Raw genomic sequence first — 23,051 nt, 5'->3', positions numbered from 1 at the left:
CCGGACCCGACCATTACTGCTCACGAAGTGCGGGCCTCCCGGCTAGCGACCGGTGACCGCGCGACGGATCTGCTCGATCGGGACCTTCGGGGAGCGGTCGGCGTTGAGCAGGCCGTTCGTCTCCTGCATGGTGTCGGTCAGCTGCGTGTAGCAGGAGCCGGCCAGGAACGAGCTCGCCCGGATCGCGTCGTACAGCGCCGTGATGCGGGTGACCCAGTCGTCGCCGTCGCTGGCCGAGGTGTAGCCCCAGCCGTCCTCGCGCTGTGCACCCGGCTGGTAGTTCACGCCACCGAACTCGGTGAGCATCACCGGCTGGCCGAGGTCCTGCGCGCCACCCACGAGCACCCAGCGGTCCGACGGGCCGAAGTGGGCGAACAGTGCCGTGCGTGCTGCGTCGTCGGCGTAGGTGCGGGCGAGTGCGTCGCCGGCACCCTCGTAGTCGTGGATCGTGACGATGTCGGAGTTGGTGTGCTCCCACCCGTCGTTCGAGATCACCGGACGCGTCGGGTCGATCGCCCGCGTGACGTCGGCCAGGGACCGGGCGTAGGCCTGCTGCGCCGGGTCGGTGGCGATGTGCTGCACGCCCCAGCTCTCGTTCGCCGGCACCCACGTGACGATCGACGGGTGCGAGGCATCACGCTCGACGGCGTCCATCCACTCGCGCATCAGGCGCTGGACGGCTCGCGGTGAGAAGGCGTAGGCGCCGGGGGCCTCGCCCCAGACCAGGATGCCGAGTCGGTCCGCCCAGTACAGGAACCGGGGGTCCTCGATCTTCTGGTGGTTGCGCGCCGCGTTGAAGCCGAGCTCCTTGATGAGCTCGACCTCGCGGCGCAGTGCTTCGCGCGACGGTGCGGCGATGTGCGAGTCCGGCCAGTAGCCCTGGTTCAGGACACTGCGGACGTCGTAGCTGCGGCCGTTCAGCAGGAAGGTGCCGCCGTCGACGCCGACGGTGCGGAGCCCGAAGTAGGACGCGACGGAGTCGATCGGCGTCGTGCCGGTACGGGGGAGGAGCGAGACCGTGGCGTCGACCAGGCGCGGGGCGTCCGGGGTCCAGTGCAGTTCGTCCTCGGCCTGCCCGTTCGTCTGGCGCGCGATCGGCACGACCACGTCGAACTCGTCCGAGGTGTCGCCGAGCGTGGCCTCGACGGTGGCGAGGTGCTCGTCGCGCTCGTCCCACCGGGCGACGACGCGCAGGCGCTCGCCGCCGGTGCGGCCGCCAGCGATCCGGACCGTCAGGCGGACGGTGGCGTGGTCGACGTTCGTCCAACGCAGGTACTCGATCGAGGCGGTCGGCACGGCTTCGAGCCACACGGTCTGCCAGATGCCCGTGGTGCGGCGGTACCAGATGGCGTGCGGGTCCTCGTGCCAGTCCTGCTTGCCGCGGGGCTGGGTCAGGTCGTGCGGGTCGTCCTCGGCGCGGACGACCAGGGTGTGGACAGCGTCGGGGTCGGTGGCGAGGGCGTCGGTCACGTCGAACGAGAACGGCGTGTGGCCGCCCTCGTGCTCGCCGACGAACTGGCCGTCGATCCAGACGCGGGCGCGGTAGTCGACGGCGCCGAAGTGCAGGACGAGTCGGGGTGCGGCGGTGCCGAGACCGGCGGCCTCGAGATCGGCGCGGGTGATCGCACGGGAGTACCAGACCACCGGGTGGAAGCCGGGCTCGTCGATGCCCGAGGCGACCGACTCGGGCGGGAACGGCACGACGATGTCGCGGGCGTCGGGGAACCCGGTGCGCCAGGCGGTGTCGTCGCCGTCGTTCCGGAAGGACCACGTGCCGTCGAGGTCAGCCCACGCGGTGCGGAGCATCTGCGGCCGGGGGTAGGTGCCGTCCTGCCGCGAGGCGAGGGGGAGTGCGGGAGCGGATGCGGTGTCAGGTGCGGCCACGGTGCCGTCGAGCGTGCTCATGGGTCCATGCTCCCGCGCCGGTACATCGTTGTAAAGGGCGTCGCAACGATTGCCATCCGGAGAACCCGGCGGGTGCTCGGGGCGACGTCAGGCGATCGCGGCGCCGCGCGTCAGGACCATCACGTCCATGCGTCCCTGCTGCACGACGTCGCCGCGCTGGTTCCGCAGTGAGACCGTCCGCTCGACGATGCCGGTCGTGCCGGAGCTCGTCAGGCGCGTCGACAGGATCTCGACCTCGCAGGTCACGGTGTCCCCGATGAACACCGGCGCGGTGAACCGCCACTGGTCGATCCCGAGCAGTGCCACGGCCGACCCCTCGAACACCCCGGTCCGTGCGATCAGCCCCAGGCAGAGCGAGGTGCCGAGCAGCCCGTGCACGACCCGCTGGCCGTACCGGGTCTTGCCGGCGAACTCGACGTCGGTGTGCACCTGGTTGTTGTCGTTCGTCCACGAGGCGAAGGACACGACGTCCGCCTCGGTGATCGTGCGACCCGGGGTCGTGAAGGTCTGTCCGGCGGCGAGGTCCTCGAGGTAGTGGGGCACGTCCGCGATTCTCGCAGAGGAGCGCGACGAGCCTCACGCCCGGCCGCGCTCACAGTCGGGCGAGCACCTTCCGCGAACGTCGCAGCCCCCGCTCGAGCACGGCGTGCTCGGCCGTCGCCAGCGCCCCGTACCCGAAGGTGTCGGCGCCGTCCCGAGCCGCGGGCCCGGAGAGCCGCCGGTAGGCATCTGCCGCGTGAGCCGCGTCGAGGGCGTCACCGAGCGTCTCCTGCACCCGCCGCAGCCGGCCGAGCCGCCGCTTCCCGAGGTCGGCGACGTCACCGGCTGCCTGCAGTGCGTACCGCAGGCGCCGTGCCGCCTTCCGGATCTCGTGCAGGACGTCGAGGCCCGCCGCCCCACCGTCGACCAGTCGTCGGACCCGAGCGCGCTCGCGGTCGATGCGCTTCGCCACGAAGGCAGCGGCCGCGTCGTCGGCGTGCGGTCCGGCCGGGGCGCGGAGCAGCAGCTGGTCGAGCGCGTCGAGGGTGCGGAACCAGTCGTCCGAGCGCAGCGCCTGGCGGAGTTCCGATGCGGCCGCGCTGCGGAGTGCCGCCGCCTGCTCGCCGATCCGGTCCAGCGCCGGCGCGTCGACGAAGCCCTCGGGGGCCCGTGCCGCCGACCGGAACAGCCCGCCGTGCAGGACCTCGGCATCGCGGGCGACACCGGCGACCCGTCCGGCTTCGGCGAGGGCGGCCCGCACCGCCTCGGTCGCCTCACGGTCGAGCGCCCCGCGGTACGCCGCGAGCACGCTCCGCAGCCGACGGATGACCTTCCGGAAGTCGTGCACCGACTCGTGGTCGTCGGCGCGGACCCGGGGGTCGACCGCGACGAGGTCGGCGCGCAGCGATTCGAGGACCCGCAGCACGAACGCCGCAGCGGTGCCCGAACGGGGTCGCTTCGCCCGGTTGCCGCGCCGCTCCGGTGCGAGCACGGGTGCTGGCGGGACCGCGACCGCCGAGGTCGCCGGCGGCTCGGTGGCCGCGTCGTCCAGGGCCCGCTCGGCCGCTCGTGCCGTGGTGCCGTCGCGCCCGTCGTCCGACAGCGCCCACCACCGTGCGGACCGCAGCACGGAGGTGTCCGGGTCGCCTTCGTCCACGCGGACGTCGGCGATCTCGGCCCGCACCCGACCGTCCTTGCCGCGCAGGGTCACGAGCGTCGTCGTGGTGTCCCGGACGCGGACCGTCGCCATCGCCCGCCCGCGCAGGAACACCTCGATCCCGTCACGCGGGGGCTGCTCGCCGTCCGGTCGATCGAGGTCCGCGCCCACCGGTTCCGGGCCGTCGCCGTGGTCGAGGCTCCAGGAACCGTCCTGGGCGCGGGTGAGCGTCACCCCTTCGGCCGCGAGCACGCGCTCGTCGGAGTCCCACACGGTCTCGCGGAGCGTCACGGGCTCGTGCCGTTCGACGGCGGGTGCGAGGGGCTCGAGTGCCGGCAGTCGGCGGTCGTCGGGGATCCGCCAGCTCCGGCGGGGATCGGTGCGGGCGGTGTCGGGGGCGGGGTGCTGGCTCGGCATGTCCGCAAGTGTCGTCCGCCAGCACCCGTGCGGTCCGAGCGCAGGCGCGTTCTGTGGACGGGCGGCCCAGAACCGCGAGCTGTGCAGGGATGAGTGACGGACTCGGCACCTCGCCAGCACTCGGCGCGTACGGTCCGCTGCATGAGCGACGGAGCCCGCCACCCCAGCGACACCGCACCCGACACCCGCGACACCGCACCCACGAGCGCCACCGCACCCCCGAGCAGTACTGCCCCGACCGACACCGCCGCGAGCGACCACGACCTCGAGTCCTGGATCGCCGACCGCCGGTGGTACGCCTCGAAGGGGTCCGTGCCGCGCCTCCGCACCCTCTCCACCGCCGACGGCACCCGGCTCGTCCTCGACGAAGCCCCCGCAGCACCCGCGGCTCCGGTCCTCTACCAGTCACCCGTGACCAGCGGCCCCGACGGCACCATCGCCGACGCCACCGCCGACCACGCGTGGATCACGGCGCTCGCCGCACGCATCAACGCGGACCCGCAGAGCCTCCGCCCCATCGGCACCGTCACGGCTGCCCGCGTCCTGACCGGCGAGCAGTCCAACACCTCGGTCATCTGCGACACCGAGTCCGGTGCCCGCGTCATCATCAAGGTGTTCCGCGTCCTGCACCACGGCGACAACCCCGACGTCACGACGCAGCTCGCGTTGTCCGCAGCCGGCAGCGCACGCGTCCCCCAGGTCTACGGCGCACTGCGGGGCAGCTGGCCCGACGTCGGGCAGGGCAGCGGCACGGCGACCGGTCACCTCGCGTTCGCGCAGGAGTTCCTGCCGGGCCTCGAGGACGCCTGGCGCGTGGCCCTCGAGGAAGCGCACGCCGGCACGCCCTTCGGCGATCGGGCCGAGCAGCTCGGGGCGGCGCTCGCCGACGTCCACCGCACCCTCGCCGAGGCACTACCGTCCGAGCCCGCCGACGAGGCGCGACGACGGACCGCCGTCGCGACGATGCACGAGCGGCTCGACACCGCCGCGCGCGAGGCCCCGGCGGTCGCCGAGCACGCAGACGCGATCCGAGCGGTGTACGCGGCGGCGACGGCGACGCCCTGGCCGGACCTGCAGCGCATCCACGGCGACCTGCACCTCGGGCAGGTGCTCGCTGCCCCCGAGCCGCGCGGGTGGGTCTTCCTCGACTTCGAGGGGGAGCCGCTCCGCCCCCTGGCCGAACGCTCGTTGCCGGACGTCACGCTCCGTGACGTGGCCGGCATGCTCCGGTCGTTCGACTACGTCGCCGGAGCCCTGGCGCACGACGCGGAACCGGTCGACGCAGCGGGCTGGGCGGACGAGGCACGCGTGCGGTTCCTCGACGGGTACCAGCGGGGGACCGGCACCGACCTCGGCGCACACCGGGAGCTCCTGGATGCGTTCGAGCTCGACAAGGCCGTCTACGAGGTCGTCTACGAGACCCGGAACCGACCCGACTGGGTCGGCATCCCGCTCACGGCCGTCACGCGCCTGGTCGGCCGCAGCGGGTCCTGACCGCGCACCCGAAGGCGGACGGGAGGCCCGTGGCGATCCCGCCACGGGCCTCCCGTCGAACGCCGTGACGGACAGCGCCCGTCGTGCGTCAGCCGCCAGCCGTCAGTTGACGGGGCCGGTGTACTTCTCGCCCGGTCCGGCGCCCGGTGCGTCCGGGATCGCCGACGCCTCGCGGAACGCGAGCTGCACCGAGCGCAGCCCGTCGCGCAGCGGACGGGCGTGGTGGTCGCCGATCTCGGTCGCCGCGGCGGTGACCAGTCCGGCCAGTGCGGTGATGAGCTTGCGCGCCTCGTCCAGGTCGGTCTGCTCCTGGGGGTCGTCGGCCAGGCCGACCTTCACGGCGGCGGCACTGAGCAGGTGCACGGCCACGGTGTTGATGAGTTCGACGGCCGGCACCTCCGAGATGTCCCTGGCGGCGTCGATGCCGCTGCCGTCGTCGTCGATCGGGGTGTCGGTCACGGTGCTCCTCTGCTAGACTCGCTCGCGGCAGATGCTGTCCGTGTGCCATCAGGTTCTCCTGAAGCGCTCGGACGGTGTCACGAAAGAGGAGTCTCTCCCACCCGCGGCCGCGTTCCACCAGGCTACCGGGTCACCACCGCTCCGCGAGTGCACAGCAACTGGGTGCACGCGTCGGTCGGGTCCACGGATCCGACGCAGGGCGGCTGCCGAACGGGTTCCGATCCGTGCGTCAGATCTCCTCTCTCGTGCTGTCGTCCAGGGCAAACGTCCCGGACGACCACCACCTGATTGAAGGAGCTCCGCATCACCGATCCCCGTACCAACGACCGAATCCGCGTTCCCGAAGTCCGACTCGTCGGCCCGCAGGGTGAGCAGGTCGGCGTTGTCCCGATCGCCATGGCACTGCGCCTCGCGCAGGAAGCCGAACTGGATCTGGTCGAGGTCGCGCCGAACTCGAAGCCGCCCGTGGCCAAGATCATGGACTACGGCAAGTTCAAGTACGAAGCCGCTCAGAAGGCCAAGGAAGCCCGTCGCAACCAGGTGAACACGGACCTGAAAGAGGTCCGTTTCCGCCTGAAGATCGACGTGCACGACTACGAGACGAAGCGCAAGCGCGCCGAGGGGTTCCTCCTCGGTGGCGACAAGGTGAAGGCGATGATCCTCTTCCGTGGCCGCGAGCAGTCGCGTCCGGAGCAGGGTGTCCGTCTCCTCCACAAGTTCGCGGAGGAGATCGCCGAGTTCGGCGTCGTCGAGTCCCGTCCCACCCAGGACGGCCGCAACATGACGATGATCATCGCCCCCCTGAAGAACAAGTCCGACGTCAAGGGCGAGCAGAACGCGAAGCGCGCTGCACAGAAGGCCGAGCGTCGTGCCACCGAGCACGCTGCGAAGGACCACTCGGACGCCGAGACGGAGACCGAGGCCCCGGCCGAGGCTCCCGCGCAGGACACGGCACCGGCCAAGAGCGACGCTCCCGCCGAGTAGGTCACCCAGACCGACCCCGCAACGACGCGGCTCCCATCCATCCCACGGAAAGGCACCACCATGCCCAAGCAGAAGACCCACTCCGGGTCGAAGAAGCGCTTCAAGATCACCGGTACCGGCAAGGTCATGAAGCAGCAGGCCGGTATGCGTCACAACCTCGAGGTCAAGAGCTCCAAGCGCAAGGCCCGCCTGAACGAGGACCAGGTCCTCTCCAAGGCAGACGCGAAGAACGTCAAGAAGCTCCTCGGCCACTGAGCCCCCGGATCGTAAAGGAATAGTGCAATGGCACGAGTAAAGAGAGCGGTCAACGCCGCCAAGAAGCGCCGCGTCATCCTCGAGCGCGCCGAGGGTTACCGCGGCCAGCGTTCGCGTCTGTACCGCAAGGCCAAGGAGCAGGTCACCCACTCCCTGGTCTACGCGTACCGCGACCGTCACGCGAAGAAGGGCGAGTTCCGTCGCCTGTGGATCCAGCGCATCAACGCTGCGTCCCGCGCGAACGGCCTGACCTACAACCGTCTGATCCAGGGTCTGGGTCTCGCCGGTGTCGAGGTCGACCGTCGCATCCTCGCCGACCTCGCGGTGAACAACCCCGAGACCTTCACCGCGCTCGTCGAGACCGCGAAGAAGGCCCTCCCGGCCGACACCTCGGCCCCGAAGGCTGCGTAGTCAGTTCTTCTGCTCGCGAAACCCCCGCCGCACGGCGGGGGTTTCGTCGTTCCTAGACTTGGGTCGTGAGCGAACTCCTCGAGAACCCCCGTGCCGGACGCGTGAAGGCCGTCGCGGCCCTGTCGAAGAAGGACGTCCGTGCCGAAACGGGCCTCTTCCTGCTGGAGGGGCCGCAGGCGGTGCGTGAAGCACTCGAGTACGCCCCGGAGCTCCTGCGCGAGCTCTACGTGACGCCGACTGCCGCAGCCCGCTACGGCCTCGACGACGCGCCGGTCGACACCTGGTTCGTGACGGAGCAGGTCCTCGACGCGATGGCCGACACCGTGACGCCGCAGGGCGTCGTCGCCGTCTGCCAGCAGTTCCCGACGTCGGTCAAGGACGTCTTCCCGGACCGTCGCGTCGGTGACGCTGCCGCTGCCGTCGACCTGGAGGCCCGTGCGGACGCCGACGAGCCGGCCGCGTTGCCGGGGCTGGTCGCCATCCTCGAAGAGGTGCGGGACCCGGGGAACGCCGGCACGATCATCCGCGCCGCCGACTCCGCCGGCGCCGACGCGGTGGTCCTCACCGGGCGGTCGGTGGACCCGTACAACCCGAAGGTCGTCCGGTCGACCACGGGCTCGCTGTTCCACGTGCCGGTGTCGGTCGGCGTGACCCTGGCCGACACGATCGCGCGGGCGAAGGCACTCGGGTACACCGTGCTCGCGGCCGACGTCTCGGGTGACGACCTGCCGGTGGTCCGGGCCGAGGGCATGCTCGACGGTCCGACCGCGTGGGTGTTCGGCAACGAGGCCCGCGGGCTCACCACCGAGGACCTCGCGCTCGTCGACCGTGCGGTGAAGGTGCCGATCTACGGCCAGGCGGAGTCGATGAACCTGGCGACGGCGGCCTCGGTCTGCCTGTACGAGTCCGCGTTCGCACTCCGGAGCTGACCTCCCTCCACAGGTCGGTCGTCGGCATCGGCCATCCACAGTCCGACCGGTGCAGGCGGGTGGTATCCCGTCGGCCGGTAGGCTTGGGTCTCGTGTCAGAACCTCTCGAGATCAGCGAATCGGCCGTCGCCGACGCCGTGGACGCAGCACTCGCCGCCGTCCGCGCCACGACGACGGTCGCCGAACTGAAGCAGGCCAGGGCCGAGCACACCGGTGAGCAGTCGCCGCTGGCTCGGATGAACGCGTCGATGCGCAGCGTCCCGCCGGAGCAGAAGGCCGCGGCGGGCAAGCTCGTCGGTCAGGCCCGCGGGCGGCTGAACGCGGCGATCGCGGAGCAGGAGTCGGTCCTCGCCGTGGCCGAAGAGCGCGCGCGGCTCGAGGCCGAGCGCGTCGACGTCACCGCGTTGCCGACCCACCGCCCTACCGGCTCGCGCCACCCGCTCTCGCTGCTCAACGAAGCCGTCGCGGACATCTTCGTCGGCATGGGGTGGGAAGTGGCAGAGGGCCCCGAGCTCGAGCACGAGTGGTTCAACTTCGACGCCCTGAACTTCGACCAGGACCACCCGGCCCGGGCCATGGCGGACACGATCTTCGTCGAGCCCGTCGACCGGCACCTGGTCATGCGCACCCACACGTCGCCCGTGCAGGTGCGGTCCCTGCTGTCCCGCGACCTCCCGCTCTACGTCATCGCCCCGGGCCGCGTGTACCGCGCCGACGAGCTCGACGCCACGCACCTGCCGGTCTTCACCCAGGTCGAGGGCATCGCGATCGACAAGGGCCTGACGATGGCGCACCTGCGCGGCACGCTCGAGCACTTCGCCCGCCAGGTCTTCGGCGCGGAAGCACAGATCCGCCTGCGCCCGAACTACTTCCCGTTCACCGAGCCCAGCGCCGAGATGGACGTCTGGCAGCCGAACGCCAAGGGTGGCGCCCGGTGGGTCGAGTGGGGTGGCTGCGGCATGGTCAACCCGAACGTCCTGCGTGCCGCCGGCATCGACCCGGACGAGTACCAGGGCTTCGCCTTCGGCATGGGCATCGAGCGGACGCTGCAGTTCCGCAACGGCCTGAACGACATGCGTGACTTCCTCGAGGGCGACATCCGCTTCTCGCAGCAGTTCGGAACGGTGGTCTGATGCGCGTCCCACTCCGCTGGCTCGGCGAGTCCGTCGACCTCCCCGAAGACGTCACCCTCGAGCACGTCCACGCGGCGCTCGTGTCGGTCGGCTTCGAGGAAGAGGACGTCCACACCTTCGACCTGACCGGCCCCGTCGTGGTCGGCCGGGTGCTCGAGCGCGTCCCGGAACCGCAGAAGAACGGCAAGACGATCAACTGGTGCCAGGTGGACGTCGGCGAGCCCGAGCCCCGCGGCATCGTCTGCGGTGCGCACAACTTCGACGTGGGCGACCTCGTCGTCGTGACGCTGCCCGGCGCCGTGCTGCCCGGACCGTTCCCGATCGCGGCCCGCAAGACCTACGGCCACGTCTCCGACGGCATGATCGCCTCGGCACGCGAGCTCGGTCTCGGTGACGAGCACGAGGGCATCCTCCGCTTCGCAGACCTCGACATGGAGCCCGACGTCGGCCAGGACGCCATCGCGCTCCTCGGCCTCGACGACGCGGCGGTCGAGATCAACGTCACGCCGGACCGCGGGTACGTGCTGAGCATGCGCGGTGTCGCACGTGAGTACGCCCACGCCACCGGCGCGAGCTTCCACGACCCCGTCGACCGCGTCGCACCCCGCACGGCCGAGGGCTTCTCGGTCACGATCGACGACCAGGCTCCGATCCGCGGTCGCGTCGGCGCGAGCACCTTCGTCACCCGCGTCGTCCGTGGCATCGACCCCACCGCGAAGACACCGGCCTGGATGGTGTCGCGTCTCGCACTGGCAGGCGTCCGTTCGATCTCGCTGCCCGTCGACATCACGAACTACGTCATGTTCGAGCTCGGCCAGCCGCTGCACGGCTACGACCTGTCGACCGTCCGCGGTGGCCTGGGCGTCCGTCGTGCCGCTGCAGGCGAGACGCTCGAGACCCTCGACGGCGCCGTGCGGAAGCTCGACCCCGAGGACCTCGTCATCACCGACCACGACGGCCCCGTCGGGCTCGCCGGCGTGATGGGCGGTGCCCGGACGGAGATCTCGGCGAGCACGACCGACGTCCTGATCGAGGCCGCTGGCTTCGACCAGGTCTCGATCGCGCGGACCGCTCGACGCCACAAGCTGCCGAGCGAGGCCTCCCGTCGGTTCGAGCGCGGCGTCGACCCGCTCGTGGCCGAGGCTGCTGCGAACCGTGCCGTCGACCTCCTCGTCGAGCTGGCCGGCGGCACGGCCGACGCCCTCGGTTCCACCCTCGTCGACACCGAGCCCCGTGCGACGGTCGCCATGCGGACCTCGCGTCCGGCCGAGCTCATCGGCGTGGACTACACCGACGCCGAGGTCGTGGACACCCTCCGTGCGATCGGCGCGACGGTGCAGGCCGACGGCGCGCAGCTCGCCGTCACCCCGCCGACCTGGCGTCCGGACCTGACCGACGACACCACGTTGGTCGAAGAGGTCGCGCGGATCGTCGGGTACGACCGCATCCCGAGCGTGCTGCCCGTGGCCCCGCCCGGACGCGGACTCACCCCGCACCAGCAGGCGCGCCGTCGGGTCTCCGCGGCCCTCGCCGCCGCGGGTCTGGTCGAAGCGGTGACGGCGCCGTTCGTCTCCGCCGCGACGCAGGACGCCTACCCGGGGATCGACCCGGAGGGCGGCCCGAGCGTCGTCCTCGCCAACGCCCTCGACAGCGAGCAGAACCTGCTCCGCCGCAGTGGTGTGCCGGCCCTCGTCGACGCCGCCCGCCGGAACGTCTCGCGCGGCCTGCTCGACGTCGCGCTCTACGAGACCTCGCGGGTGTTCCTGCCGGTGACGGGCGTGACGCTCGGCACCGACGAGGTCCCGGCCGGTGCCGCGCTGCCCGACCGCGCGACGCTCGAGGCGCTCGACGCGTCCCTGCCCGCACAGCCGTTCCACGTGTCCGCCCTGCTCACCGGCAACCGCGTCGGCAAGCAGGCGGGCGTCGCGGCCGAGCCGTACGGCATCGCCGACGCGATCGACGCGGCCAGCCAGGTCGCGTGGGCCGTCGGCGTGGAACTGCGCGTCGCGCAGACCACCCACCCGTCCCTGCACCCGGGCCGCGCGGCGTCGCTGCTCGTGGGCGACACCGTCGTGGGCGTCGCCGGCGAACTCCTGCCGGAGCTGTCCGCCGCCGCGGTGCTGCCCCGCGTGGTGGCCGTGGTCGAGCTCGACCTCGACGCCATGGTGGCCGCGGCCCCCGACCTCGTCGCGGTCGCGCCGATCGTGTCGTACCCGGCAGCGACGCAGGACCTGTCCCTGGTCGTCGACGCCGGGGTGCCGGCCGGTGACGTGTTGGATGCGGTCCGCTCTGGTGCCGGAGACCTGTTGGAGTATGCTCGGCTCGTGGATGACTACCGGGGCTCCGGCGTGGACGAGGGACAGAAGTCCCTGACGTTCGCCCTGCGCTTCCGTGCCACGGACCGCACGCTGACCGCTGCCGAGGCCACCGAGGCCCGTGACGGCGCAGTCCGACGTGCCGGCGAGCGATTCGGGGCGACCCTGCGCGACTGACCCACGACGGGATCAGCACCGCCCGGGGTCGCCGCCTCCGACTCTCTCGACGACCAGTCCGACCAAAGGTGGAATCCCATGTCCGTATCCGTCGCCGTGGCGGGAGCCTCCGGCTACGCGGGTGGTGAGCTCCTGCGCGTGCTCTCCGCCCATCCCGAGTTCGACGTCAGGACGGTGACGGCGTTCTCGAACGCCGGACAGCCGTTGATCGCGACCCAGCCGCACCTCCGGTCGCTGTCGCACCTGACCCTCGAGAAGACGACGGCCGAGACGCTCCGCGGGCACGACGTCGTGTTCCTGGCGCTGCCGCACGGTCAGTCGGGGGCGATCACCGAGGAGCTCGGCGACGACGCCCTCGTGGTGGACTGCGGCGCGGACCACCGTCTGACGGACCCCGCAGCCTGGGAGCAGTTCTACGGCGGTGACTACCACGGCGCCTGGACCTACGGCCTGCCGGAGCTCCTGCTCGCCGCCCCGACCCCGGGTTCGGCCGACGAGTGGCGCGAGGTCGAGGACATCGCGTCGCAGGGCAAGCAGCGTTCGGCCCTGGTCGGCACCAAGCGGATCGCGGTCCCCGGGTGCAACGTCACCGCGGTGACGCTCGGCATCCAGCCGGGCATCCAGGCCGGGCTCGTCGAGTCGGACGACATCGTCGCCGTGCTGAGCGTCGGCCCGAGCGGTGCCGGCAAGAAGCTCGCCAACACCTACCTGGCGTCCGAGATCATGGGTTCCGCCAGCGCCTACGCGGTGGGCGGCACGCACCGGCACGTCCCGGAGATCCAGCAGAACCTGGTCGTGGCGGGTGCTGCCGACGTGACGATCTCGTTCACGCCCGTGCTCGTCCCGATGTCGCGGGGCATCCTCGCGACGACGACGGCCAAGCTCACCCCGGGTGTCAGCGCCCGCGACGTGCGGCTCGCCTGGGAGCAGGCCTACGCCGACGAGCCGTTCGTGCACCTGTTGCCCGAGGGCGAGTTCCCCCGGGTCGCGGACACGATCGGTGCGAACACCGCACTCGTCGGCATCGCGGTGGACGAGGCCGCAGGCCGCGTCGTCGCCGTGACGGCTCTCGACAACCTCGCGAAGGGCACGGCGGGTGCCGCTGTCCAGTCGACCAACATCGCCCTGGGTCTGCCGGAGACCCTGGGCCTCAGCGTGGACGGAGTCGCACCGTGACCGACCTCACCGACGTGAGCGAGCCCACCCAGGGCGAACCGGGCCTCCAGGGCGTCACCGCGGCAGCGGGTTTCCGCGCTGCCGGCGTGACCGCCGGCCTGAAGACCAGCGGCAAGCCGGACGTGGCGCTCGTCGTCAACGACGGCCCCGACGCGGCCGTGGCCGCGGTCTTCACCAGCAACCGCGCGCAGGCGCACCCGGTGATCTGGTCCCGCCAGGTCGTCGGTGACGGCGTCGCGCGCGCCGTCGTCCTGAACTCCGGCGGCGCCAACTGCTTCACGGGCCCCTTCGGCTTCCAGACCACGCACCTGACCGCCGAAGCCGTCGGCGACGCCCTCGGCATCGGTGCGGGCGACGTCGTCGTCTGCTCCACCGGACTCATCGGGGTGGGCGACCAGACGTTCCGCGACAACGTGCTCCGGGGCGTCGACCTCGCGGGCGCTGCGCTCACCGCTGATGGCGGCCCAGACGCGGCCACGGCCATCATGACGACCGACACCAGGGCGAAGCAGTCCGTGGTGACCGAGGACGGCTGGACCGTCGGCGGCATGGCGAAGGGTGCGGGCATGCTCGCGCCCGGGCTCGCGACGATGCTCGTCGTGATCACGACCGACGCCGTGCAGACCCCGGACCAGCTCGACCAGGCGCTCCGCGCGGCCACCCGCATCACCTTCGACCGCGTCGACTCGGACGGCTGCATGTCGACGAACGACACCGTCGTGCTGCTGTCGTCGGGTGCGAGCGGGGTGACGCCCGAGGTCGGCGACTTCCAGGAAGCCCTGACCGCGGTCTGCGCCGACCTGGCCCGCCAGCTGCAGCAGGACGCCGAGGGTGCCAGCCACGACATCGCGATCGAGGTCGTGCACGCCGCGACCGAGGACGACGCCGTCACCGTCGGCCGGAGTGTCGCGCGCAACAACCTGTTCAAGGCGGCCGTCTTCGGCAACGACCCGAACTGGGGCCGGGTCCTCGCGGCCATCGGCACCACGGACGCCGACTTCGACCCGTACGCGGTCGACGTCAGCATGAACGGTGTCCGGGTCTGCCACGCCGGCGCCCCGGACCAGCCGAGCGACACCGTCGACCTGACGCCGCGGGACACCCACGTGCGCATCGACCTCGGCGTCGGGACGCACTCGGCGACGATCCTGACCAACGACCTCACGCACGACTACGTGCACGAGAACAGCGCGTACTCCAGCTGATGGCGAACGACACCGAAGGGGCCGGGACGCCCCTCACGAAGGAAGAAGAGCACGAGTTCGCCGCCGTCAAGGCCGCGACCCTGATCGAGTCCCTGCCGTGGCTCAAGCGGTTCTCCGGCAAGGTCGTCGTCGTCAAGTTCGGCGGCAACGCGATGGTGAACGAGGACCTCAAGCGTGCGTTCGCCGAGGACATGGTCTACCTCCGCTACGCCGGGTTGCACCCCGTCGTCGTGCACGGCGGGGGTCCGCAGATCTCGGCCGCGCTCAAGGAACAGGGCATCGAGTCCGAGTTCCGTGGCGGCTACCGCGTCACGACCACCGAGGCGATCTCGGTCGTCCGCGACGTCCTGGCTGGCGAGGTCAACCGCGAGATCGTCGACCTGATGAACGAGCACGGCGAAGGCCTGGCCGTCGGCGTGTTCGGTGACGGCGGGTCCCTGTTCACCGGCGAGCAGAAGGGCGTGGTCGTCGACGGGCAGGAGTACGACCTCGGGCACGTCGGCGACATCACCCACGTCGACCCGTCAGGGGTGCTCGCCGCGATCGAGGCCGGCCGCATCCCGGTGGTCTCGAGCATCGCGATCGACGACGCCCACCCGGACCAGGCGCTCAACGTGAACGCCGACGCAGCCGCGGGTGCCCTGGCGATCGCGCTGCGTGCGTCGAAGCTCATCATGCTCACCGACGTCCCCGGCCTGTACCGCAACTGGCCGGACCGTGACTCGCTCGTCGACCTCATCGCGGTCGAGGAACTCCGCGCGCTCCTGCCGTCCCTCGAGTCGGGCATGATCCCGAAGATGACCGCGTGCCTCGACGCCGTGGTCGGCGGGGTCGGCGGCGCGACGATCATCGACGGTCGGATCCCGCACTCGATCCTGCTCGAGGTCTTCACCCTGCGCGGTGCGGGCACCGAGGTGATCCCGGACCCGAGCCGACGCACCGAGAACCAGATGACCCACGCCGAGATCGGCCGACGCGTCGCAGCACCGTCGACGAGCACCAGCACCGGCCAACACGTGGCCAGCACGACCGAGAAGGGGCAGCAGCCGTGAGCAGCGAGACGCAGACCGAGACCTGGAACGACCGGTTCGGGGCGTCGCTCATGCGATCCCTGACCCCGCCGAAGATCATGCTCGAGCGCGGACAGGGCTGCCGTGTCTGGGACGTCGAGGGCAACGAGTACCTCGACTTCCTTGCGGGCATCGCCGTCAACTCGCTCGGCCACGCGCACCCCGTGCTGGTCGAGGCGATCGCCGACCAGGCCGCGAAGCTCGTGCACGTGTCGAACTACTTCGCGACGCCGCCCCAGCTCGAGCTGGCGGAGCGCCTCAAGCGCATCACCGGTGCGGGCGACGCCGGGCGGGTGTACTTCGGCAACTCCGGGGCAGAGGCGAACGAGGCCGCGTTCAAGCTCGCGCGCCTGAACAAGGGCGCCGACGGGCAGAAGACCCGCATCCTCGCGCTGAAGCAGGGGTTCCACGGCCGGACGATGGGGGCACTCGCGCTCACCGGCAAGCCCGCGCTGCAGCAGGACTTCCTGCCGATGATCCCGGGCGTCGAGCACATCGACTCCACCGTCGCAGCGCTCGAGGCGTCCATCGACGACACGGTCGCGGCGATCGTCATCGAGCCGATCAAGGGCGAGGCCGGCGTCGTCGACCTGCCCGAGGGCTTCCTGCTCGCCGCGCGCCGGCTGACCGAGGAGCACGGTGCGCTGCTGATCCTCGACGAGATCCAGACCGGCGTCGGCCGGACCGGCAACTGGTTCACCTACCAGGGCCACGGCTTCACCCCCGACGCCGTCACGGTGGCCAAGGGCATCGCCGGCGGCTTCCCGATCGGTGCGCTCGTGACCTTCGGGTGGGCGTCCGACCTGTTCTCGGCCGGCCAGCACGGTTCGACCTTCGGCGGCAACCCGCTCGGCACCCGCGTGGCGAACGCGGTGCTCGAGGAGATCGAACGCGCGGACCTCGTCGCTGCCGCCGTGGTCAAGGGCGAGCGGATCCGGACCGGCATCGCCGGCATCGGCTCACCGCTCGTCGAAGAGGTCCGCGGCACCGGTCTGCTCATCGGCGTCGGGCTCACCGGCCCGATCGCGGCCGCGGTGAACGCCGCCGCCCTCGAGCGTGGCCTCATCATCAACGCCCCGAACGAGTCGAGCCTGCGCCTCGCGCCGCCGCTCATCGTGTCCGACGCCGAGATCGACGAGTTCGTGTCGATCCTCGCCCAGAGCCTCGCGGCCGTCGCTGCCGCCCAGGAGACCTCCGCATGACCCGCCACTTCCTCCGGGACGACGACCTCAGCCAGGCCGAGCAGTCCGCGATCCTCGACATCGCCGACCAGATGAAGGCCGACCGTTGGGGTGCGAAGCCCCTCGCCGGCCCGCAGAGCGTCGCGGTCATCTTCGACAAGTCGTCGACCCGCACCCGGGTGTCGTTCCACGTCGGCATCTCCGACCTGGGCGGCAGCCCGCTCATCATCTCGACGGCGAACAGCCAGCTCGGCGGCAAGGAGACCCCGTCGGACACCGCCCGCGTGCTCGAGCGCATGGTGTCGGCGATCGTCTGGCGCACCTACGGTCAGGCCGGTCTCGAGGAGATGGCCGCCGGCACGACCGTCCCGGTCGTCAACGCACTGTCCGACGACTTCCACCCCTGCCAGCTGCTCGCCGACCTGCTCACCATCCGCGAGCACCGCGGCACGCTGGCGGGCCAGACCGTGGCGTTCATCGGCGACGGCGCGAGCAACATGGCGCAGTCGTACCTGCTCGCCGGCGCGACCGCGGGCATGCACGTCCGCGTCGCGGCTCCCGCTGAGTTCTCGCCGTCCCCGCAGGTCGTCACCGACGCCGAGCACCGTTCGGCCGAGACCGGCGGTTCCGTCCTGGTCGTCACCGACCCGGTGGCAGCGGTCGCCGGTGCCGACGTCGTGGTCACCGACACCTGGGTGTCGATGGGCAAGGAGTCCGAGAAGCAGTCGCGCCTCGACACCTTCTCCGGGTACCGCGTGGACGACGCCCTGATGGCGCACGCTGCCGACGACGCGGTGTTCATGCACTGCCTGCCCGCCGACCGTGGCTACGAGGTGACCGCCGACGTCATCGACGGGCCGCGCAGCATCATCTGGGACGAGGCGGAGAACCGTCTGCACGCCCAGAAGGCGCTGCTGGCCTGGCTCCTCGCCGCGAACGGCGCGACGGCGACCGCCGCGACCGCGTAGGCGCACCGCATGGCTGACCGCGTCGTCCTCGCCTACTCCGGCGGCCTCGACACCTCCGTCGGGATCGGCTGGCTGCGTGACGCCACCGGCAAAGAGGTGGTGGCACTCGCGGTCGACGTCGGCCAGGGCGGCGAGGACCTCGACGCGATCCGACAGCGCGCACTCGACTGCGGGGCCGTGGAGTCGATCGTGGTCGACGCCAAGGACGAGTACGCCGACGAGTACATCGTGCCGGCCCTCAAGGCCAACGCGCTGTACCAAAAGCGCTACCCGCTGGTGTCGGCGCTGAGCCGCCCGCTCATCGCGAAGCACCTCGCGCTGACGGCGAAGCAGCTCGGCGCCGACAGCGTCGCGCACGGCTGCACCGGCAAGGGCAACGACCAGGTTCGGTTCGAGGCAGCGGTCGCGGCGATCGCCCCGGACCTGCGGAGCGTGGCACCGGTGCGTGACCTCGCCCTGACCCGGGACAAGGCGATCGCGTACGCCGAGCAGCACGCCCTGCCGATCCAGCAGTCGCAGCGGTCGCCGTACTCGATCGACCAGAACGTGTGGGGCCGTGCGGTCGAGACGGGTTTCCTCGAGGACCCGTGGAACGCCCCGACCGAGGACCTCTACGCCTACACGCAGGACCCCGCCGTCCCGCGCGACCCGGACGAGGTGACCATCACGTTCGAGCGCGGCGTCCCGGTGGCGCTCGACGGGCAGCGCTTCAGCGTGCTGCGGATCGTGCAGGAGCTGAACGCCGTGGCTGGCAAGCACGGCGTCGGTCGGATCGACGTCGTCGAGGACCGCCTCGTCGGCATCAAGTCGCGCGAGGTGTACGAGGCCCCTGCGGCGATCGCGCTCATCACGGCGCACGAGGAGCTCGAGCGCCTCACCCTCGAGCGCGACGTGAACCGCTACAAGCGCGGTGTCGAGTCGGAGTGGGCCGACCTGGTCTACGGCGGTCTGTGGTTCGGCGGGCTGAAGCGCAGCCTCGACGCCTTCGTCGACCACACCCAGCAGCACGTCTCCGGCGACGTCCGCCTCCAGCTGCACGGCGGTCGGGCGACGGTGACCGGCCGTCGCTCGGAGCAGAGCCTCTACGACTTCGACCTCGCCACGTACGACACCGGCGACACGTTCGACCAGTCCCTCTCGAAGGGCTTCATCGAACTCTGGTCGCTCCCCAGCAAGATCTCCGCCCGCCGCGACGCGGCGAACTGACACCCGCCGCCACCCGGCCCGACGACAACGACGCAGGACGACATGACCGACGAGAAGACCGACGCCACCAACACCGGAGCCCTCTGGGGCGCCCGCTTCGCCGACGGCCCGAGTGCGGCCCTGGCAGCGCTGTCGAAGTCGACGCACTTCGACTGGCAGCTCGCCCCGTACGACATCGCCGGCTCCCGCGCGCACGCCCGGGCCCTGCACACGGCGGGGTACCTGACGGCGGACGAGCTCGAGCGCATGCTCGCCGGACTCGACCGGCTCGAGGCCGCGCACGCCGACGGCACGCTGCAGCCCGACGAGTCCGACGAGGACGTCCACGGCGCCCTCGAGCGCCTCCTCATCGCCGACCTCGGTCCGGAACTCGGCGGCAAGCTCCGCGCCGGCCGCAGCCGCAACGACCAGATCGCGACGCTCGGCCGCATGCACATGCTCGACCACGGGCGGCGCATCGGCCGGCTCGTGATCGACCTGGTCGACGCGATCACCCAGCAGGCCAACGAGCACCCGGCAGCGATCATGCCGGGTCGCACGCACCTGCAGCACGCGCAGCCCGTCCTCCTCGCGCACCACCTGCTGGCGCACGCGTGGCCGTTGGTCCGCGACCTCGAGCGCCTCCGCGACTGGGCGGGCCGCGCGAGCGTGAGCCCGTACGGCGCCGGTGCCCTCGCCGGCAGTTCGCTCGGCCTCGACCCCGCCGCGATCGCCGCGGAGCTCGGGTTCGACCGCCCGGCCGACAACTCGATCGACGCCACGGCCGCCCGCGACGTCGTCGCCGAGTTCGCGTTCGTCCTCGCGCAGATCGGCATCGACGTCTCGCGTCTGTCGGAAGAGGTCATCCTCTGGAACACGAAGGAGTTCGGCTTCGTCCGGCTCCACGACGCCTTCTCGACCGGCTCGAGCATCATGCCGCAGAAGAAGAACCCCGACATCGCCGAGCTCGCGCGCGGCAAGTCCGGTCGTCTGATCGGCAACCTGACGGGTTTGCTCGCGACCCTGAAGGGACTGCCGCTCGCCTACAACCGTGACCTGCAGGAGGACAAGGAGCCCGTCTTCGACTCGGTCGCCACGCTCGAGGTCCTGCTGCCAGCCTTCACCGGCATGATCGCGACGCTCACCTTCGACACGGACCGGATGGCCGAGCTCGCGCCGCAGGGCTTCTCGCTCGCGACCGACGTGGCCGAGTGGCTGGTCCGCCAGGGTGTCCCGTTCCGCGATGCGCACGAGGTGTCCGGTGCGCTGGTCCGGTACTGCGAACAGCGCGGCATCGAGCTCGACGACCTGACCGACGACGAGTACCGGTCGGTCTCCGAGCACCTGACCCCCGGGGTCCGTGCCGTGCTCACGATCGAGGGCAGCGTCGCGTCCCGATCGGGTGTCGGCGGGACCGCTCCGGACCGTGTGGCCGAGCAGCTGGCGTCCGTCACGCGTCGCGTCCACGACCTGGCCGAGGGCGCACCCTTCACGCGATGACCGAGGGGCTGCTCGCGATGCTCGCCGAGCCGGCGCCGCGCATCGCACCGGCGCTGCTCGGTGCGACGATCGCTGGCCGAGGCGTGACCCTGCGCATCACCGAGGTCGAGGCCTACTTCGGCCCCACCGACCCCGGCTCGCACGGCCACCGCGGTCCGACCGAGCGCAACCGCCACCTGTTCGGCTCGCCGGGCACCCTGTACGCGTACCGCTCGTACGGCATCCACACCTGCGTCAACGTCGTGAGTGCACCGGCCGGCACCTCCTCCGGTTCCCTGCTCCGCGGTGCGCAGGTGATCGAGGGCGTCGACACCGCACGCGGACGACGTGGCCCGTCGGTCGCCGACGTCGCGTTGGCGCGTGGCCCCGGCAACCTCGGTGGTGCTCTCGGCGCGGTGCTCGGACAGGACGACGGCACCTCGCTGCTCGACGGGTCCGGTCCGTTCGTGCTCACGTTGGCACCCGGCCTGGAGGCGCGGCTCGCCTCCGCCTCGCCGGCCCAGGTCGTCGAGGAACTCCTGACCGAGACCGCACCCGGCCCCGGCGGGACGGGTCCGGTCCCGCGCATCTCGCGCGGACCGCGCACCGGCGTCGGCGGCATCGCCGGCGGTGCGCAGTACCCCTGGCGCTTCTGGTTGACGGGCGACCCGACGGTCTCGACGTACCGACGGCACAAGGGTGCCCTCGACTGATCCCCACCGGCACGGCCGGCCCGCCGCTGGCGCGTCGCGCCGGAACCGGCGGCGTGGGCCCAGACGCACCACGGGCCTCCCGGTCGACGGCGCGATGTCGGTGGTGCGCCGCCGCTACGATGGCGGGGTGTCCAGTGATACCGCTCAAGACGTCCTGACGCGCCAGCAGAACGACCCCACCTTCGCCTCGGTGTGGGACGAACTGCGCTGGCGCGGTCTGGTGCAGGTCTCGACCGACGAGACCGCACTCCAAGAGGCCCTCGACGGTGATCCGATCACGTACTACTGCGGCTTCGACCCCACGGCACCGTCGCTGCACTGCGGCAACCTGCTGCAGCTCCTGACCATGCGTCGGTTGCAGCTCGCCGGGCACAAGCCGCTGGCGCTCGTCGGGGGATCGACGGGGCTCATCGGCGACCCGCGTCCGACGGCGGAGCGCACGCTGAACACCCGCGAGACCGTCGCCGAGTGGGTGGCGCGTCTGCAGGGGCAGGTGTCACGGTTCCTGAGCCCGGACGGTGACAACGGCGTCCGGCTGGTGAACAACCTGGACTGGACGTCGCCGATGTCCGCCATCGACTTCCTGCGCGACGTCGGCAAGTACTTCCGGGTGAACTCGATGCTCAAGAAGGACGCCGTCGCCGCGCGGTTGAACTCCGACGCTGGGATCAGCTACACGGAGTTCAGCTACCAGATCCTGCAGGGCCTCGACTACCGCGAGCTCTTCCGGCAGTACGGCTGCACGCTGCAGACGGGTGGCTCGGACCAGTGGGGCAACCTGACCTCGGGGACGGAGCTCATCCGTCGTGCCGAGGGTGCGACGGTGCACGCGCTCGGGACACCCTTGATCACGAACTCGGACGGCACGAAGTTCGGCAAGAGCGAGGGCAACGCCATCTGGCTCGACGCCGAGATGACGTCGCCGTACGCGCTGTACCAGTTCTGGCTCAACACGGCGGATGCCGACGTGATCGCCCGGTTGCGGGAGTTCACGTTCCTGTCCCGTGCCGAGATCGAGCGACTCGAGCAGGCGGTCGCCGACGAACCGTTCCGACGCGAAGCGCAGCGGACCCTCGCGTTCGAGGTCACCTCGCTCGTGCACGGGGTCGACGCCACCCAGGCCGCGATCGACGCCGCGGCTGCGCTGTTCGGCAACGGGGACCTCGGTGCCCTTGACCCGGACACCCTGCGGTCGGCGATCGCGGAGCTGCCGGGGTCGGTCACCATCGAGGCCGGCGCCGACGTGGCCCGGGCCCTCGTCGAGACCGAGCTCGTGAAGTCCCTCGGCGAAGCCCGGCGGGCGATCGACCAGGGCGGCGTGTACGTGAACAACGTCCGAGCCGAGGACGCCACCGCACCGCTGTCGGACCTCGCCCTGCCCGGGGGAGTCCTCGTGCTCCGCCGCGGCAAGAAGACCCTCGCCGGCGTGACGCTGGCCTGATCGCCCCGGCACCCGGGCGACGCGTGTTGCACAACGCGACACGCCCGGGATCGGGCCTGGCTTGGCACACTCGCCCAGGCCTGCGTAAAGTTCCTACTCGTCACCCCAAAGGTGCGGCGGAGCGGCTGGAGCGAAAGCCCAGAGCGCGTCGGCCCTCAAGCGGGACCATCCTCCACTGAAGATCAGATCTCGCCTTGTGCTCGATCGCTTCGACGCCTAGGATGACAAGCCCACCGGTTCTCTCCCCTCGGGGATGAGCCACAGGACCTCCGGGTCCGACGACACACCGGTGGCAAGCCAAGTACACAAGCCTCGTGGCTGGAGCTCGAACCTGAGCCGAAGAGCGAGTGCGTCTGGTCCTTGAGAACTCAACAGCGTGCACATTGTCAATGCCAATTTATTGATTGACCTCGTGCCTGGGCAGCTTCGGTTGTTCAGGTCATGATGCAATTCCTTTTGGATTGAAGATTGTCAGTAGACAGTCAACAGTCAGAATCAACTCGGTCTGATGCCCTTTG

20 protein-coding genes are annotated in these 23,051 nt (G+C 71.2%); 16 read left to right on the top strand and 4 right to left on the bottom strand.

Going from position 1 to position 23,051, the window contains the following annotated elements; genetic code table 11:
• Positions 1 to 42 precede the first annotated feature (42 nt).
• The 3 genes from EDF48_RS00100 to EDF48_RS00090 all read right to left on the bottom strand — a co-directional run bounded on the left by EDF48_RS00100 (position 43) and on the right by EDF48_RS00090 (position 3,958).
• A complete protein-coding gene (locus EDF48_RS00100) occupies positions 43 to 1,905 on the bottom strand; it encodes a glycoside hydrolase family 2 TIM barrel-domain containing protein (protein WP_131877387.1) in 1,863 nt (620 codons plus the stop codon).
• A gap of 87 nt (positions 1,906 to 1,992) precedes the next feature.
• Entirely contained in the window at positions 1,993 to 2,448 is a 456-nt protein-coding gene (locus EDF48_RS00095) for a MaoC/PaaZ C-terminal domain-containing protein (RefSeq protein ID WP_131877385.1), read from the bottom strand.
• Positions 2,449 to 2,497: 49 nt separating this feature from the next.
• Positions 2,498 to 3,958: a CHAD domain-containing protein gene (locus EDF48_RS00090; RefSeq protein WP_131877383.1), complete on the bottom strand. Its 1,461-nt coding sequence runs from the start codon at positions 3,956 to 3,958 to the stop codon at positions 2,498 to 2,500.
• Between the two features lie 141 nt (positions 3,959 to 4,099).
• Here EDF48_RS00090 and EDF48_RS00085 point away from each other — a divergent pair, with 141 nt between their 5' ends.
• Entirely contained in the window at positions 4,100 to 5,452 is a 1,353-nt protein-coding gene (locus EDF48_RS00085; protein WP_131877381.1) for a phosphotransferase, read from the top strand.
• 102 nt (positions 5,453 to 5,554) lie between these two features.
• On the opposite strand, the gene EDF48_RS00080 is transcribed toward EDF48_RS00085, so the two are convergent.
• Positions 5,555 to 5,911 (bottom strand): DUF1844 domain-containing protein, encoded by a 357-nt coding sequence (locus tag EDF48_RS00080; protein ID WP_173170823.1) that lies wholly within the window; start codon positions 5,909 to 5,911, stop codon positions 5,555 to 5,557.
• Positions 5,912 to 6,199: 288 nt separating this feature from the next.
• Between EDF48_RS00080 and infC the strand changes: the two genes are divergently transcribed.
• From infC to tyrS, 15 genes are all read left to right on the top strand, one after another.
• A complete protein-coding gene (gene infC / locus EDF48_RS00075; RefSeq protein WP_123293372.1) occupies positions 6,200 to 6,895 on the top strand; it encodes a translation initiation factor IF-3 in 696 nt (231 codons plus the stop codon).
• A gap of 60 nt (positions 6,896 to 6,955) precedes the next feature.
• Positions 6,956 to 7,150, top strand: a complete 195-nt coding sequence (gene rpmI / locus EDF48_RS00070) for a 50S ribosomal protein L35 (RefSeq protein WP_111086286.1) — start codon at positions 6,956 to 6,958, stop codon at positions 7,148 to 7,150.
• 27 nt (positions 7,151 to 7,177) lie between these two features.
• The gene (gene rplT / locus EDF48_RS00065; RefSeq protein WP_111086285.1) at positions 7,178 to 7,561 is read left to right on the top strand and encodes a 50S ribosomal protein L20; all 384 of its coding nucleotides are present in this window, start codon (positions 7,178 to 7,180) and stop codon (positions 7,559 to 7,561) included.
• Between the two features lie 65 nt (positions 7,562 to 7,626).
• Complete coding sequence (locus EDF48_RS00060; RefSeq protein WP_131877379.1) at positions 7,627 to 8,490, top strand: RNA methyltransferase; 864 nt, start codon at positions 7,627 to 7,629, stop codon at positions 8,488 to 8,490.
• A 92-nt stretch (positions 8,491 to 8,582) separates the two neighbouring features.
• Positions 8,583 to 9,623 carry a phenylalanine--tRNA ligase subunit alpha gene (gene pheS / locus EDF48_RS00055; RefSeq protein ID WP_111086283.1) on the top strand — a complete coding sequence of 347 codons (1,041 nt, stop codon included), beginning with the start codon at positions 8,583 to 8,585 and terminating at the stop codon, positions 9,621 to 9,623.
• Positions 9,623 to 12,115 carry a phenylalanine--tRNA ligase subunit beta gene (pheT, locus tag EDF48_RS00050; protein WP_131877377.1) on the top strand — a complete coding sequence of 831 codons (2,493 nt, stop codon included), beginning with the start codon at positions 9,623 to 9,625 and terminating at the stop codon, positions 12,113 to 12,115. The genes pheS and pheT overlap by 1 nt, the downstream gene beginning before the upstream one ends.
• Before the next feature lie 78 nt (positions 12,116 to 12,193).
• Entirely contained in the window at positions 12,194 to 13,291 is a 1,098-nt protein-coding gene (locus EDF48_RS00045; RefSeq protein ID WP_123293375.1) for an NAGSA dehydrogenase family protein, read from the top strand.
• On the top strand, positions 13,288 to 14,496 hold the full coding sequence (gene argJ, locus EDF48_RS00040; RefSeq protein WP_243649977.1) for a bifunctional glutamate N-acetyltransferase/amino-acid acetyltransferase ArgJ: 1,209 nt from the start codon (positions 13,288 to 13,290) through the stop codon (positions 14,494 to 14,496). Before EDF48_RS00045 ends, argJ begins: the two co-directional genes overlap by 4 nt.
• Positions 14,496 to 15,548: an acetylglutamate kinase gene (gene argB, locus EDF48_RS00035; protein ID WP_123293376.1), complete on the top strand. Its 1,053-nt coding sequence runs from the start codon at positions 14,496 to 14,498 to the stop codon at positions 15,546 to 15,548. Before argJ ends, argB begins: the two co-directional genes overlap by 1 nt.
• The gene (locus EDF48_RS00030; RefSeq protein ID WP_131877375.1) at positions 15,545 to 16,768 is read left to right on the top strand and encodes an acetylornithine transaminase; all 1,224 of its coding nucleotides are present in this window, start codon (positions 15,545 to 15,547) and stop codon (positions 16,766 to 16,768) included. The genes argB and EDF48_RS00030 overlap by 4 nt, the downstream gene beginning before the upstream one ends.
• The gene (gene argF, locus EDF48_RS00025) at positions 16,765 to 17,715 is read left to right on the top strand and encodes an ornithine carbamoyltransferase (protein WP_131877373.1); all 951 of its coding nucleotides are present in this window, start codon (positions 16,765 to 16,767) and stop codon (positions 17,713 to 17,715) included. The genes EDF48_RS00030 and argF overlap by 4 nt, the downstream gene beginning before the upstream one ends.
• 9 nt (positions 17,716 to 17,724) lie before the next feature.
• The gene (locus EDF48_RS00020) at positions 17,725 to 18,921 is read left to right on the top strand and encodes an argininosuccinate synthase (protein ID WP_131877371.1); all 1,197 of its coding nucleotides are present in this window, start codon (positions 17,725 to 17,727) and stop codon (positions 18,919 to 18,921) included.
• 42 nt (positions 18,922 to 18,963) lie between these two features.
• Positions 18,964 to 20,400, top strand: a complete 1,437-nt coding sequence (gene argH, locus EDF48_RS00015) for an argininosuccinate lyase (RefSeq protein WP_131877369.1) — start codon at positions 18,964 to 18,966, stop codon at positions 20,398 to 20,400.
• Positions 20,397 to 21,092 carry a DNA-3-methyladenine glycosylase gene (locus EDF48_RS00010; protein ID WP_131877367.1) on the top strand — a complete coding sequence of 232 codons (696 nt, stop codon included), beginning with the start codon at positions 20,397 to 20,399 and terminating at the stop codon, positions 21,090 to 21,092. Before argH ends, EDF48_RS00010 begins: the two co-directional genes overlap by 4 nt.
• A gap of 127 nt (positions 21,093 to 21,219) precedes the next feature.
• A complete protein-coding gene (gene tyrS / locus EDF48_RS00005; protein ID WP_123338478.1) occupies positions 21,220 to 22,533 on the top strand; it encodes a tyrosine--tRNA ligase in 1,314 nt (437 codons plus the stop codon).
• The last annotated feature ends 518 nt before the right edge of the window (positions 22,534 to 23,051 follow it).

Origin of the sequence: Curtobacterium sp. PhB191 (assembly GCF_004346515.1) — a bacterium.
Taxonomy (GTDB): domain Bacteria; phylum Actinomycetota; class Actinomycetes; order Actinomycetales; family Microbacteriaceae; genus Curtobacterium.
The sequence above is the reverse complement of the archived record's forward strand: the minus strand, read 5'-3'. Positions and strand labels throughout refer to the sequence as shown.

Bases quoted from the DNA above. Each gene is read 5' to 3' on its own strand.
- EDF48_RS00020 (WP_131877371.1), top strand. From the start codon at position 17,725: ATGGCTGACCGCGTCGTCCTCGCCTACTCCGGCGGCCTCGACACCTCC.
- EDF48_RS00045 (WP_123293375.1), top strand. From the start codon at position 12,194: ATGTCCGTATCCGTCGCCGTGGCGGGAGCCTCCGGCTACGCGGGTGGT.
- EDF48_RS00100 (WP_131877387.1), bottom strand. From the start codon at position 1,905: ATGAGCACGCTCGACGGCACCGTGGCCGCACCTGACACCGCATCCGCT.
- rpmI (WP_111086286.1), top strand. From the start codon at position 6,956: ATGCCCAAGCAGAAGACCCACTCCGGGTCGAAGAAGCGCTTCAAGATC.
- argB (WP_123293376.1), top strand. From the start codon at position 14,496: ATGGCGAACGACACCGAAGGGGCCGGGACGCCCCTCACGAAGGAAGAA.
- EDF48_RS00010 (WP_131877367.1), top strand. From the start codon at position 20,397: ATGACCGAGGGGCTGCTCGCGATGCTCGCCGAGCCGGCGCCGCGCATC.
- argH (WP_131877369.1), top strand. From the start codon at position 18,964: ATGACCGACGAGAAGACCGACGCCACCAACACCGGAGCCCTCTGGGGC.
- rplT (WP_111086285.1), top strand. From the start codon at position 7,178: ATGGCACGAGTAAAGAGAGCGGTCAACGCCGCCAAGAAGCGCCGCGTC.
- pheT (WP_131877377.1), top strand. From the start codon at position 9,623: ATGCGCGTCCCACTCCGCTGGCTCGGCGAGTCCGTCGACCTCCCCGAA.
- argF (WP_131877373.1), top strand. From the start codon at position 16,765: ATGACCCGCCACTTCCTCCGGGACGACGACCTCAGCCAGGCCGAGCAG.
- EDF48_RS00085 (WP_131877381.1), top strand. From the start codon at position 4,100: ATGAGCGACGGAGCCCGCCACCCCAGCGACACCGCACCCGACACCCGC.
- EDF48_RS00090 (WP_131877383.1), bottom strand. From the start codon at position 3,958: ATGCCGAGCCAGCACCCCGCCCCCGACACCGCCCGCACCGATCCCCGC.